Origin of the sequence: Stenotrophomonas sp. BIO128-Bstrain (assembly GCF_030128875.1) — a bacterium.
Classification (GTDB): Bacteria; Pseudomonadota; Gammaproteobacteria; order Xanthomonadales; family Xanthomonadaceae; genus Stenotrophomonas; species Stenotrophomonas bentonitica_A.
Map to the genome: position 1 here is coordinate 3,499,900 of NZ_CP124620.1, position 13,539 is coordinate 3,513,438.

The 13,539-nt window shown below is 66.7% G+C and carries 13 protein-coding genes; 6 read left to right on the forward strand and 7 right to left on the reverse strand.

Features of this window, described 5'->3' with window-relative positions; translation table 11 throughout:
• Nucleotides 1-62: 62 nt before the first annotated feature.
• Complete coding sequence (locus POS15_RS16005) at nt 63-410, forward strand: hypothetical protein (RefSeq protein ID WP_019185974.1); 348 nt, start codon at nt 63-65, stop codon at nt 408-410.
• 136 nt (nt 411-546) lie between these two features.
• Nucleotides 547-1,695, forward strand: coding sequence for a PQQ-dependent sugar dehydrogenase (locus POS15_RS16010; RefSeq protein WP_019185975.1), 1,149 nt, complete (start codon nt 547-549; stop codon nt 1,693-1,695).
• 68 nt (nt 1,696-1,763) lie between these two features.
• Here POS15_RS16010 and POS15_RS16015 read toward each other — a convergent pair whose 3' ends face one another.
• The 6 genes from POS15_RS16015 to tsaD form a co-directional block, all read right to left on the reverse strand.
• A complete protein-coding gene (locus POS15_RS16015) occupies nt 1,764-2,399 on the reverse strand; it encodes a hypothetical protein (RefSeq protein WP_284129658.1) in 636 nt (211 codons plus the stop codon).
• Nucleotides 2,400-2,584: 185 nt separating this feature from the next.
• Nucleotides 2,585-4,759, reverse strand: a complete 2,175-nt coding sequence (locus POS15_RS16020) for a glycoside hydrolase family 3 N-terminal domain-containing protein (protein WP_102788913.1) — start codon at nt 4,757-4,759, stop codon at nt 2,585-2,587.
• A 138-nt stretch (nt 4,760-4,897) separates the two neighbouring features.
• Nucleotides 4,898-6,172 (reverse strand): mechanosensitive ion channel domain-containing protein, encoded by a 1,275-nt coding sequence (locus POS15_RS16025; protein ID WP_019185978.1) that lies wholly within the window; start codon nt 6,170-6,172, stop codon nt 4,898-4,900.
• Between the two features lie 26 nt (nt 6,173-6,198).
• Entirely contained in the window at nt 6,199-6,567 is a 369-nt protein-coding gene (folB, locus tag POS15_RS16030) for a dihydroneopterin aldolase (protein WP_019185979.1), read from the reverse strand.
• A 780-nt stretch (nt 6,568-7,347) separates the two neighbouring features.
• Nucleotides 7,348-7,575, reverse strand: a complete 228-nt coding sequence (locus POS15_RS16035) for a hypothetical protein (protein WP_284128480.1) — start codon at nt 7,573-7,575, stop codon at nt 7,348-7,350.
• Nucleotides 7,576-7,638: 63 nt separating this feature from the next.
• Nucleotides 7,639-8,664 (reverse strand): tRNA (adenosine(37)-N6)-threonylcarbamoyltransferase complex transferase subunit TsaD, encoded by a 1,026-nt coding sequence (gene tsaD / locus POS15_RS16040; RefSeq protein WP_070471538.1) that lies wholly within the window; start codon nt 8,662-8,664, stop codon nt 7,639-7,641.
• Between the two features lie 167 nt (nt 8,665-8,831).
• Between tsaD and rpsU the strand changes: the two genes are divergently transcribed.
• Nucleotides 8,832-9,047, forward strand: coding sequence for a 30S ribosomal protein S21 (gene rpsU / locus POS15_RS16045; RefSeq protein ID WP_002808376.1), 216 nt, complete (start codon nt 8,832-8,834; stop codon nt 9,045-9,047).
• Between the two features lie 136 nt (nt 9,048-9,183).
• Entirely contained in the window at nt 9,184-9,630 is a 447-nt protein-coding gene (locus POS15_RS16050) for a GatB/YqeY domain-containing protein (RefSeq protein WP_070426478.1), read from the forward strand.
• A 69-nt stretch (nt 9,631-9,699) separates the two neighbouring features.
• On the opposite strand, the gene POS15_RS16055 is transcribed toward POS15_RS16050, so the two are convergent.
• Nucleotides 9,700-10,635 (reverse strand): hypothetical protein, encoded by a 936-nt coding sequence (locus tag POS15_RS16055; protein WP_235318883.1) that lies wholly within the window; start codon nt 10,633-10,635, stop codon nt 9,700-9,702.
• A gap of 147 nt (nt 10,636-10,782) precedes the next feature.
• Here POS15_RS16055 and POS15_RS16060 point away from each other — a divergent pair, with 147 nt between their 5' ends.
• Together POS15_RS16060 and dnaG are read left to right on the forward strand one after the other, a co-directional pair.
• Nucleotides 10,783-11,697 (forward strand): YihY/virulence factor BrkB family protein, encoded by a 915-nt coding sequence (locus POS15_RS16060; RefSeq protein ID WP_019185984.1) that lies wholly within the window; start codon nt 10,783-10,785, stop codon nt 11,695-11,697.
• 63 nt (nt 11,698-11,760) lie between these two features.
• Nucleotides 11,761-13,491: a DNA primase gene (gene dnaG, locus POS15_RS16065; RefSeq protein ID WP_019185985.1), complete on the forward strand. Its 1,731-nt coding sequence runs from the start codon at nt 11,761-11,763 to the stop codon at nt 13,489-13,491.
• Nucleotides 13,492-13,539 lie beyond the last annotated feature (48 nt).

Here is a 13,539-nt window from a genome sequence, read left to right on the forward strand (position 1 = left end):
CCGGTCCATGGCGTTAACCCGGCTTTGGGTACGGTGAAGCCTCACCCAACCGGAGCCAACACATGAGCACTGACTATCAGATTCCCGGCCGGGTGCCGGAAGACGGTGTCCCGCGCCAGGCCGTATCGGATTACTGGCGTGAGCGCTTTCCAAGCGAACCGTACTATGACAACAACCAGTTCTTCGATGACTACGAGCCGGCCTACCAGCTCGGCCATCGCACCCGCGCTGACGACATGATCCGCGCGTATGAAGAAGTGGAAGCCGAGCTTCAGGCCCGCTGGGCGCAGGAACATGGCCAGAGCAAGCTGAGCTGGGAACAGGCCCGCAATGCGGTGCGCCGCGGCTGGGATGAGTCCACCGCGCTGCGCCAGGCGCACCTGGACAAGGGCGTCCCGCGCGGCACCTGACGCGCACTCCCCGATTCACCTCCAGCGGCGGCCCTCGGGTCGCCGTTGTCGTGTGGGCAGGACCTCTGGTCCACGCGGCGTTGATGGGCATGGTGTACAACAGGGGTTGGCCATCGCCTCCCCGACGGAGACTTCCATGACCCGCAAGCTCTTGCTTACCCTCGCCATCAGCCTCACCCCCGCCCTGTTCACCACCGCCTGTGTTGCTGCCGACAAGGCCGCCGCCCCGGCCGTGGAAAAAGCGCAGTGGCCGTTCGCCGCCACCGAATTGGCCCGCTTCAACGAGCCCTGGGCGATGAGTTTCCTGCCCGACGGCAGCCTGCTGGTCACCGAGAAGAAAGGCGCACTGAAGCACTTCAACGTGCAGACCCGCAAAACCGCCACCATCACCGGCGTCCCTGACGTCGCCTACGGCGGCCAGGGCGGCTTCGGCGATGTGCTGCCGCACCCGGACTTCGCGAAGAACCAGTGGATCTATCTCAGCTACGCCGAAGAAGGCGACGGTGATACCCGTGGCGCTGCGGTTGCCCGTGCGCGGCTGGCGCTGGCGGCCGATGGCAGCGGCACGCTTGAAGACCTGAAGGTGATCTGGCGCCAGACCCCGAAAGTGAGCGGCAAGGGGCATTACGGCCATCGCCTCGCGTTCGGTCCGGACGGCAAGCTGTGGATCACGTCCAGCGAGCGCCAGAAGTTCGATCCGGCCCAGGACATGGGCGGCAACCTCGGCAAGCTGGTCCGCCTCAATGACGACGGCAGCGTGCCCGCCGACAACCCGTTCGCCTCGCAGGGCGGCGTGGCCGCGCAGGTGTGGTCGCTCGGCCACCGCAATGCGCTGGGCATCGCCTTCGATGCGCGCGGCAAGCTGTGGGTGCATGAGATGGGCCCGGCCGGCGGCGATGAGCTGAATCTGATCGAGCGCGGGGCCAACTACGGCTATCCGATCGTCTCCAACGGCAATCACTACGACGGCCGCGACATTCCCGACCATTCCACCCGCCCGGAATTCGCCGCGCCCAAGGTGACCTGGACCCCGGTGATCTCGCCGGCCGGTTTCATCATCTACAACGGCAAACAGTTCCCCAAGTGGGACGGCAGTGGCTTCATTGGCGGCCTGTCCTCCAAGGCGCTGGTGCGCGTGGCCTTCGACGGCGACAACGCCCGCGAGGCCGAGCGCTTCGACATGGGCGAGCGCATCCGCGAGATCGAACAGGGTCCGGATGGCGCGATCTGGCTGCTCGAAGACGGCAGCAACGGCAAGCTGCTCAAGCTCACGCCGAAAGCCTGAGCCAGACAGGCTGCCGGCGCATCGCCGGCAGCCTGCACACCTCACGTGCGTTCAAGCGCTGCACGTGCTTACTGGATGGTCACGACCTTGACTTCGGTGCGGCTGCACGCCTGATCCAGGCACGCGCCGTTGAGCCAGACCTGGCCGTCGCCGATCATCACGCCCTGCTGGTTGACCATGACGTCGTCGAATTTCTGTGCGGCAATGGCCTTGCGCACGGCCGGGGTCAGGATGCGCTCGTAGTTGCGCTGGAACTCGCCGGGGCCGGTGATCCTGGCGCCGTTGGCGATGTTCAACGGGAAGCGGACCTCCTCGACCACCGCGGCGCGATCGCCGCCATTGACGGCCTTCTGGAAGGCGTTGAAGACGGCTTCGTACTGGGCAGCATCGCCCAGGACCTGATCGATGCGCTGGCGGACATCGCCGGTGCCAGCGCTGGTGGGCGCGGCAGGTGTGGCGGCGGCGTCCGCAGCAGGTGTCGTAGCACCGCCAGCGGCGGGCGCGGCGGCATCCGGCGCGGGGCTGCCGGCAGTGACCGCATCCGGCGACAGGCCCGAGGACGGCACGGTGTCACCCGGCGTCGGGCGGCCTTCGGGAATGGCGGTGGCCGGGCCTTGGGCGGGATCCGCAGCGGCGGTGTCAGCCGGCGGCGGCGTCGACGGGCTGCAGGCGGCCAGCCACAACGGGCTGGTCAGGGCCAGCAGCAGGGGGGTACGGGACAGGCGCATGGGGGGCTCCATCGGTTTCACGAGGGAGCCAGCGTAACTGCCGAAACGTCAGCCGCCGATGATGGATACGGTAGTGCCGGCCGCTGGCCGGCGCCCCGAGATGCCATCACCGTTCAGCGTTGCCGGCCAGCGGCCGGCACTACCGGTGAAGCGAGGCCGGCTCAGGCAGCCAGCAGCTCGAAGATCACCGGCTCACCGCTGACCGACGAGGCGCACACCCACAGCTCGAACTGGCCCGGCTCGGCGCGGAACACGCCATCGCGGCCGGTGAAGCCCAGTGCATGGCGATCCAGGGTGAAGGTCACCTCGGTGCTCTGGCCCGGCTGCAGCGCGATCTTGTCGAAGCCCTTCAGCTCGCGCACCGGCCGCACGCGGCTGGCCACGCGATCGTGGATATACAGCTGCACCACTTCCTCACCTGCCACCGCACCGGTATTGGTCAGCGTGGTGGTGATGGTCAGGGTGTCGTCCCAGCCCAGCTGCGCGTTGCTCAGCTGCGGCACGCCATAGGCGAAGGTGGTGTAGCCCATGCCGTGGCCGAACGCGTATGCCGGCTCGTTCGGAATTTCGCGCCAGCGCGCCTTGAACTCCGACATGGTCGGCAGTTCCGGGCGACCGGTGCGCGGGTGGTTGTAGAAATACGGCTGCTGGCCCGACACCTGCGGGAAGCTCACCGGCAGGCGGCCGGACGGGTTGTAATCGCCGAACAGCACATCGGCCACGGCGTGCCCGGTCTGGGTGCCCAGGTACCAGGTGATCGCCACGGCATGGGCATTGCGCACCGCGCCCTGCAGGGCCAGTGCGCGGCCATTGCGCAGCAGCACGACCAGCGGCTTGCCGGTCATCGCCACCGCTTCGGCCAGCGCCTGCTGCGCCGGCGGCAAGGTGATCTCAACGCGCGACTGCGCCTCACCGCTGTAACGCTGCGGTTCGCCCAGGGCCAGCACCACCACGTCGGCACGCAGCGCGGCGGCCACGGCCTGTTCGATACCGTCCTGCACGGCCGCTTCCAGATCACAGCCCGGCACGATTTCCAGCAGTGCTTCATCGCTGATCGCCGCGCGGACGCCGGCTTCCAGGGTGACGTAGCGGGACTTGTCGCCGAACAGCGTCCAGCAGCCTTCGATATTGTCGCGGTCCTGCACGAACGGCCCGATCAGCGCGATCTTCTGCCCAGCCTTCTTCAGCGGCAGCACCGACTCGGCGTTCTTGAGCAGCACGATCGAACGGCGCGCGGCATCGCGCGAGAGTTCGTCATGCGCGGCGATATGCGAGGTGTCCGCTTCGCGCGCCAGATCCAGCGAACGGTACGGGTCGTCGAACAGGCCGATCGCTTCCTTCAGGCGCAGGATGCGGCGCACCGACTCGTCCAGCGTGGCCATCGGGACTTCGCCGCTCTCGATCAGGCCCGGCAGGTGTTCGGCATAGAAGCCGCTCTGCATGCTCAGGTCCAGACCGGCGGTGAAGGCCTTGGCGGTGGCGTCGCGGTCATCGGCGGCGTAGCCGTGCGCGACCAGTTCCATGTCGGCGGTGTAGTCGGAGATCACCACGCCCGGGAACTTCCACTCCCCGCGCAGGATGTCGGTCAACAGCTCGGCATTGGCGCTGGCCGGCACGCCGTTGATGTCGTTGAAGGAGGACATCACGGTCAGGGCACCGGCTTCGAAAGCGGCCTTGAACGGCGGCAGGTGCACGTCGCGCAGGGTCTGCGGCGAGATGTCGACCATGTTGTATTCCATGCCGGCCATCACCGCGCCGTAGGCGGCGAAATGCTTCGGGGTGGCCAGCAGGGCATCGGCGGCGCGCAGGTCCGGGCCCTGGAAACCGCGCACGCGGGCGGCGGCGAACGCACAGCCAAGCACCACGTCTTCACCGGCGCCCTCGGCGCCACGGCCCCAGCGCTGGTCGCGGGCGATATCCACGGCCGGCGCATAGGTCCAATGCAGGCCGGCTGCCGTCGCTTCCACCGCGGTGGCGCGGGCGGTGCGCTCGGCCAGGTCCGGTTCGAAGCTGGCGGCCTCGCCCAGCGGGATCGGGAATACGGTGCGCATGCCGTGGATCACGTCCGCGGCCAGGATCACCGGAATCTTCAGGCGGCTTTCTTCCAGCGCGACCTGCTGGATGCGGCGGCCGGCTTCCACGCCCACGCCATTGAACAGCGAGCCCACCTTGCCCTCGCGCACCTGCTGCAGCACCTGGTCGGCATTGCTGACGTTGGCTTCCGGATTCACATCCGGCGCGAACGGGCGGACCATGTCGGCGAACACACCCAGCTGGCCGACTTTTTCTTCGACGGTCATCTGGGCAATGAGGGTTTCGATACGATCGGCGGCCACCGGCTGTCCTTATGAAAACGTTTACAAGCCCGGGATTCTAGCGTTCCCGAGGCCGTTGTGAATGACTTTTGCGTTCATTTTTCTTCCCCGGAGGGAAGACCCCCGCCACCGCACGGGCAGCGACGGGGGCACAGGAGCTTACTCCGCAGCGGCCAGGCGCTGCTGCCCCGCCATCAACATGGCGTCGCTGGATTCCTGGAAAACCCGCAGCCCGAAGGCCGGGAGGATCGCCAGCAGGTGATCGAACACGTCCGACTGCACGCCCTCGTACTCGCCCCACGCCGTGCTGCGGGTGAAGCAGTAGATCTCCAGCGGCAGGCCCTGGGTGGTGGGCTGCAGCTGCCGTACCAGCAGGGTCATTTCGGTATGGATGCCCGGATGGTGCTGCAGGTAGCGCTCGACATAGGCGCGGAAGGTGCCCAGGTTGGTCACCCGGCGCGCGTTGACGGCGGCGACGCCCTTGGCCTGGAGGTCGGCGTTGTACTGCTGCAGCTCGGCCTGCTTGCCGCGCAGGTAATCGCCCAGCACCGCGAACTGCTCCAGCTCGGCCAGCATCGGCGCATCGACGAAGCCGACACTGTGCTGGTCCAGGTACAGCGAGCGCTTGATCCGGCGCCCACCCGCTTCCTGCATGCCACGCCAGTTCTTGAACGACTCGGTCACCAGCTTCTTGGTCGGGATGGTGGTGATGGTCTTGTCGAAGTTCTGCACGGTGATGGTGTGCAGCGCGATATCGATCACATCACCATCGGCGTTCTGGCTCGGCATTTCGATCCAGTCGCCCAGCCGCACCCGGCCATCGCCGCTGATCTGCACGCTGGCCACCAACGAGAGGATGGTGTCCTGGAAGATCAGCATCAGCACCGCGGTGGCCGCGCCCAGGCCGGTCACCAGCGGGCCGAGCTTCACGCCCAGCAGGGTCGCCACGATCGACAGGCCGGCGATCACGAAGACGATGATCTTCACGACCTGCAGGTAGCCCTTGATCGGCTTGTTGCGCGCATCCGGGCGCCGCTCGTACAGATCGTTGGCGGCATCGAGCGCATGCGAGACGGCCAGCGCCACGGTCAGCACCGCCCACGCCCGGCAGGCGCCGATCACGAACGCCACCAGCTCCGGCGGCAGGTCCGGCACGATCCGGATGCCGGCGGCGATGACCATGCTCGGCACCACGTTGGACAACCGCGAAATCACCCGCAGGTTGTTGCCGCCTTCATTGCCGGCGCTATGGCCAGGCAGGCGGCTGACCAGCTTGCGCAGGCCGCGCAGCAGGATCTTCTTGGTGACGAAGTTGGCCAGCCAGGCCGCCAGGGCCAGCGCTGCCAGCACCAGCAGGGTGTAGGCCCAGGGCCAGGGTTCGAGGGTCTGCTGGACACTGTCCAGCCATCGGGTTGCCACTACCGCATCCAACATCGGGTATCGATCTCCTAATCGGGGTATCAGGGCGTTGCCAGGTCCTGCGCGCTGCGCTCGATGATCACGCCCACCGCGCGCGCACCGCGCACCGCGCCGGGCTTGCTGAGCTTCAGGCGCAGCCATTGCACCTTGAATTCACGCAGCACGATCTCGGCGATGCGCTCGGCCAGGGTTTCGACCAGGCCATAGTCCGAGTCACGCACGAACTGCTCGATGCGCTTGCTCACGGCTTTGTAATTGAGGGTATCGGCGATGTCGTCGCTGGCCGCCGGACGGCGGTTGTCGAAGCCCATTTCCAGATCGAAACGCAGGGTCTGGCGGATCCGCCGTTCCCAGTCGTAGATCCCGATCAGGGCATCGATCTCGAGCCCCTCGATGAATACCTTGTCCATAGCCATGCCACGTGGAAGATGGCGACCATGGTAACGGGGCTGTCCGGAATGTGCCGGGAATCGGGGTCGGCGGGCGTCCGCGCCGGTGCCGGAAAAGACAAAGGGCCCCGCGCGGGACCCTTTGCTTACCACCACTGTCCCCGGGGGAGATGGGCATACCCATCAGCTGATCCCGGTGGCACACGCGGCAACGGTACCGGTGTTGCCAAATAGGGTCAACGGTCTGAATCCGGATTTATGACGTAGTGCTCAGCCCCCTTGGAACTCGGTAGATCATTGATCCAATAAGTGTTTTCGATAGATCAAACCTGCCGCGACTGACCGACTTCCCTGATACCGCGCGCGACAGCCACCCTCTACGGTGGAGGCCCATGGACCCCGCAAAGCTCTGACGTGCGCGATCAGCACCTGATTCACCGCTCATTCTCCGCAGCACGCATGACAACGTATGAAGGAGCCGTCGCACACGCCCGACTTCGCACCCATCCATTCGAGCTGTATCGATGGAACATGAGGGTCAGCGGCGCGTTTTTACTGCCGCTCCATACCTGCGAGGTCGTCATCCGCAATGCGGTGGCTGAAGCGGTAGCCCAGCAGCATGGTGCACTCTGGCCATGGCAGGAAGGGTTCCGTACCAGTCTTCCCGGCGGCACAGCGCGCTACAACGCGCGCGAAGAGTTGCGCCGCGCAGCGTCGAAGCACACGTCAACGGCGGCCGTTATCGCCTCGTTGAGATTCGCGTTCTGGCAGCACCTGTTTACCCAACGATTCGACAGGACGCTATGGTCCAAGACCCTGAGGCGCGTCCTTCCAGGCGCGGATCCGGACGTACCCGGGCACCTTGTGCGCGCGCAGCTGCACGGCAACCTCGAACAGGTGAGGCAGCTGCGCAACCGGATTGCGCATCACGAACCGATCTTCGCGCGTGACCTTGCGCTGGATCTGGCCACGATTGGACGAATCGTCCAGATGCGCTGCGCCCATATCGAGCGGTGGATGAACCGGCATGAGTCGGTGACATCATTGCTGAAGCGGAGGCCGGTCCGAGTCGTTGCCGACGTTCGGTCAACCTCACACCGCCGGCAGCGTCGCCATGTCCCAACGTGGGGTGACCTGCACCTGCGGCGGGGTGTGCTGGCCCGCTTCCAGACGCAGGGCGCCGGCGAAGGCGATCATCGCGCCGTTGTCGGTGCACAGCGCCGGGCGCGGGAAGCAGGCGCGGCCACCGCGGCGGGCGGCCATCTGCTGCAGCTTGGCGCGCAGGCGCTTGTTGGCCCCGACGCCGCCAGCCACCACGATCACATCGGTGCCCGCCGCATCCAGCGCGCGTTCGCACTTGATCGCCAGGGTGTCGACCACCGCATCTTCAAAACCGCGCGCGATATCGGCGCGGGTCTGCTCGCTCTGGTCGCTGTCGCGCCAGGCCAGCAGGACCTGGGTCTTCAACCCGGAGAAGCTGAAATCCAGCCCGGGGCGGTCGGTCATCGGCCGGGTGAACTTGAACCGGCCCGGCGTGCCGCGCTCGGCCAGGGCCGCCAACTGCGGGCCACCGGGGTACGGCAGGCCCATCAGCTTGGCGGTCTTGTCGAAGGCCTCGCCGGCGGCGTCGTCCAGGGTTTCGCCGAGCAGGCGGTACTGGCCGATCCGGTCCACCGCCACCAGCTGGGTATGCCCGCCGGACACCAACAGGGCCACGAACGGCGCCTGCGGCGGGTCGTCTTCCATCAGCGGGGCCAGCAGATGCCCTTCCATATGGTGGACCCCGACCGCCGGCACCTCCAGCGCCCAGGCCAGCGAACGGGCCACGCCCGCCCCGACCAGCAGCGCGCCGACCAGGCCGGGGCCGGCCGTGTAGGCCACCCCGTCGATGTCGGCCACGGTCATGCCGGCTTCGGCCAGGGTCTGGCGGATCAGCGGCAGCAGCTTGCGCACGTGGTCGCGGCTGGCCAGCTCGGGCACCACCCCGCCGTACTCGGCGTGAAGGGCGATCTGGCTGTAGACCGCGTGGGCGCGCAGGGCGTCGATCCCGGACAGGGAGGTGTCATACACCGCCACGCCGGTCTCATCGCAGGAAGATTCGATACCAAGGACTCGCATAACGGGTATTATGGACCTCTTCAGGCCCCGGCAGACGTACGCTGGCCTGTCTCAGCATCACCCGTGGCCAAGAAGTTCGCCGGGGTGGGTTGCAACTTCTTTTCTCGCCGCTATAATGTGCGGCTCTCACCGGGCGTGACCCGGTTCTACTGTGTCCCGGAGATTCCATGCCCAGCGTTAAAGTCCGCGAGAACGAGCCCTTCGAGTTTGCGCTCCGTCGCTTCAAGCGCACCTGCGAAAAGGCCGGCGTGCTGGCCGAAACCCGCAAGCGCGAGTTCTATGAAAAGCCGACCCAGGAGCGTAAGCGTAAGGCTGCCGCTGCTGTGAAGCGTCAGCTGCGCCGTTCGTCGCGCGACGTTACCAAGCGTCAGCGCCTGTACTGATCGGACGCAACTTCGATACGGCGGGCCCTGGCCTGTCGTGACGGAGCCGAAGCCGGAACGCGCGAGCGTTACCGGCTTTTTGCGTTCCAGCGCTTCGGCGCCCCGCTTCCCATTTCCACCGACACGAGGTGTTCCCATGAGCCTGAAGCAGCAGCTCACCGATGACATGAAGGCCGCCATGAAGGCCGGCGAGAAGCACCGCCTGGGCGTGATCCGCCTGATGAACGCCGCGATCAAGCAGCGCGAAGTCGATGAGCGCATCGAGCTGGACGACGCCGCCGTGCTCGCCGTGCTGGAAAAGATGGTCAAGCAGCGCAAGGACTCGGTCACCCAGTTCGAGGCCGCCGGTCGCGAAGACCTGGCCGTGATCGAGCGCGAGGAAATCGTGGTCATCGACCAGTACCTGCCGGCCAAGCTGGGCGAAGCCGAGATCGTGGCCGCCATCCAGGCCGCCATCGCCGAAACCGGCGCGACCACCCCGGCCGACATCGGCAAGCTGATGGGCGCGCTCAAGCCGCGCCTGGCCGGCCAGGCCGACATGGGCCTGGTGTCCAAGCTGGTCAAGCAGCAGCTGGCCGGCTGATCACGCCGCCACGCCGCCGACGAAAAGGCCCGCATTTCGCGGGCCTTTTCAGTTTCAGCAGGTCCGCTGTCAGGAGGCCTGGCGGCAATTGCGCAGCGTCATCGAGCTTTCCTCGATCGAACTGATCTCGCCTTCCAGCTTGGCCCAGTCGCGCTCGCGCAGCATGGTGAAGTTGGCGGCCTGGTCGGACGCGAATTCGCAGCGGATGGTGTAGTTGTTGTTGTTGTAGCTGTCGCTCTGGCGGACGCGCAGCAGGCCGCGGGTTGGCGTGACCAGATAGTTGATCGAGCCGATGTCACCAGGCTTGGTCGAGTACGTGTTGGGATTGACGGTATAGATCTGGCCGTCGATCTGGTAGCGCCGCCCCACATACTTGGCGTACAGCGGCAGGAACGTGGCCGAACGGTCGCCCTTGTCTTCCTTGTTGGTGGTGGTACCCAGCATCAGGTCCTTGAAGGCACCCGCACTGCGGTACAGGGCCATCGTGTCTTTGACTTCCTTGCCCATCATCTTGGACAGATCCGGGGCCGCCACGGCCTCCATGGCCGGCATCGGGTACTGGGTGCGTCCCGCTGCGGCAACCGCGTCGCCCTGGCTGCCCGCCTTGAGCTTGTCCAGCATCCCGCACATCGACTGCTTGGCCGCCGCCGGCTCGACCGACTGGCCCCGGGCCAGCTTGGTCGCCAGGGTGACCCGACCGGTACGGTCGGCGGTGCCCACCAGTACCAGCGGGGTGCGCAGCCCTTTGCGCTGGATCAGGTACTGATCGCCGGTATCGCCCTGCACCAGCTGACCGGCGACTTCGAATTCGTCATCGCCGCCAATCTTGCGCAACTGGTCCAGCGCGCTCTGCACCTTCAGGCCCGGTACGGTGACATCGGCCATGTAAAGCGCACCGTTGCGCGCGTCCCCTACCGTCTTGAAGGCCTTGTCGCAGGCCCCGGCGGCCATCGCCGGACCTGCGGCCGCCAACAGCGCCATCGTCGTGTAGACCATTCCTTTCATGAAGCGTCCTTTCTGCTGTGAAGGTGGAAAACCGGGAAAAAGGATAGCGCGATATCCGTCAAGGTCACGCCGTGACCGGACCGCTTCACCCGGCGCACCCCGGCCATTTGCTAGAACAGGGGCCTCGCTCCCGACCCGACGCCGTCCATGCACCAACCGAGCCCCTCCCTGTCCAAGGTCCGCAAGCACATGGCGCGGCTGGAGAAGAGCTTTCCCGCCGTACTGGTGCGCCGTTTCATCGATGCGGACGTGATGACCCAGGCCGCCGCGCTGGCCTTCTATGCCCTGCTCTCGATGGCGCCGCTGCTGGTCCTGCTGCTGTGGCTGACGGCCTCGCTGTATCCCCCGGCGCAGCAGGCGCTGCTGGGCCAGATCAACGATGTGGCCGGCACCAGTGCCGCCTCGGTGGCCGAAACCGTCCTCAGCAACGCCAACAACCAGCCGGACATCGGCACGCTGGCGGGGGTCTGGAGCACCTTGTTGCTGTTCATCGGTGCCACGGCGGTGTTCGCCCAGCTTCAGAACGCCCTGAACCTGATCTTCAACACCAGCGGCGAGCGCCTGGATGGGATCGTGGCGTGGCTGCGCAAGCGCGTGTTCTCCTTCGGCGTGGTCCTGGCGCTGGGCTTCCTGCTGATCCTGTCGATGACCGCCACCACCATGCTGCAGGTAGTCTTCGCGCACCTGCCCTCGGTCCTGCCGGCGATCGGCTATCTCACCAGCCTGGCGCTGTACACGGTGGGCTTCGCCTTCCTCTACCACTACCTGCCCGACCGCCGCGTGGCGTGGCGACAGGCCTTCATCGGCGGTGCGATCACCTCGGCGTTGTTCGCGCTGGGCCGTTATGGCATCGGCCTGTACATCGCCACCGTCGCACCGGGCAGCGCGTATGGCTCGATGGGCGCCCTGGTGATCTCGCTGGTGTGGATCTACTACGCCACCGTGGTGTTCTTCGTTGGTGCACTGATGACCTCGGTGATCGATGAGCGCCTGCGCGCCCATGCCGTCCTCGCCCAGGCCGGTGTCGCGCCGCCGAAACCGGGCGAAACGGCCGGCAGCTAGTAGACTAGCGGCACCCCCGCTTCCGCGCGTGGCCGTGACCGGCCATGCCCCCGCCTGCTGCCCATGGCCCGTATCCCCGACGCATTCATCGACGACCTGCTGGCCCGCTCCGACATTGTCGAGGTGGTGGGCAGCCGCGTGCCGTTGAAGCGCCAGGGCAAGGAATACGCCGCGCGGTGCCCGTTCCATGACGAGCGCTCGGCCTCGTTCACGGTCTCGCCGACCAAACAGTTCTATCACTGCTTCGGCTGCGGCGCGCATGGCACGGCGATCAGCTTCCTGATGAATTACGACCGCCTCGAGTTTCTCGACGCGGTCGATGAGCTGGCCAAGCGCGTGGGCATGGAAGTGCCGCGCGATACCCAGCCGCGCACCGCCCAGCAGCAGGACGACAGCCGCGATCTGTACTCGGCCCTGGATGCGGCCACGCGCTTCTTCCAGACCGCGCTGAAGGGCAGCGACAAGGCGCGCGCCTACCTGGACCAGCGCGGTGTCGATGAAGAAAACCGTGAGCGCTTCGCCATCGGGTACGCACCGGACGGCTACAGCGCGTTGAAGGATGCACTGGGCAAGGACGAGCGCCGGATGAAGCTGCTCGACCGCGCCGGCCTGTTCTCCAAGAACGACCGCGGCCACGTCTACGACAAGTTCCGCGACCGCGTCATGTTCCCGATCTTCGACCGCCGTGGCCGCGTGATCGCCTACGGCGGCCGCGTGATGGAGAAGGACGACGGCCCGAAGTACCTCAACTCGCCCGAGACCGCGCTGTTCCACAAGGGCCGCGAGCTGTACGGCCTGTGGCAGGTACGCCAGGCCAACCAGAAGATCGAGCGGCTGATCGTCGTCGAGGGCTACATGGACGTGGTCTCGCTGTTCCAGTTCGGGGTTACCCAGGCAGTGGCCACGCTGGGCACGGCGACCACGCCGGACCACGCCGAGCTGCTGTTCCGCAACGCGCCGGACGTGTTCTTCTGCTTCGATGGCGATGCCGCCGGCCGTCGCGCCGGCTGGCGTGCGCTGGAGTCGGTGCTGCCGCGCATGAAGGACGGCCGCCAGGCATTCTTCCTGTTCCTGCCCGACGGCGAGGACCCGGACACGATCGTGCGCAAGGAAGGCCGCGAGGGCTTCGATGCACGCCTGCAGCAGGCCACGCCGCTGTCGCAGTTCTTCTTCGATGAGCTCACCCGTGAGGTCAACATGGGCACGCTCGACGGCAAGGCACGCCTGGCCGAACGGGCCAAGCCGATGCTGGCGCAGATTCCCGATGGCGCCTTCGGCGACCTGATGAAGCAGCAGCTGACCACGCTGACCGGCCTGGGTGCCAAGCCCAGCGCATCCGCGGCTCCTTCGCGGCCGCCACAGCGCGCGGTCGCACCGGCACAGCGCCGCAGCCTGGTGCGCGCGGCCATCGCGATCCTGCTGCAGCAGCCCTCGCTGGCGATGACCCTGGAAGGCCACCACTTCACCGGCCTGCGCCTGCCCGGCATCGAACTGCTGACCGAACTGCTGACCCTGGTCGAGCAGCGCCCGGACATCAGCACCGGCGCGCTGCTGGAGCACTTCGACGGGCGCGAGGAACAGGACGCGCTGCACAAACTGGCCGCACAGACCCTGCCCGGCGACGAGGCGATGTGGACCCAGGAACTGCATGACGCCGTGGCCCAGCTGGAGAAACAGCTGCTGATGCAACGTCTGGATGAGCTTCAGGCAAAGCAGAGCCAGCAGGGTCTGGACGATACTGACAAGTACGAGCTGCGCGAACTGCTCAAGGCGCGCAGCACCCTCCGCTTCTGACGACGGAGCCGCCGTGGCATCCCACATCGCACGTTCCACCGCACCGAT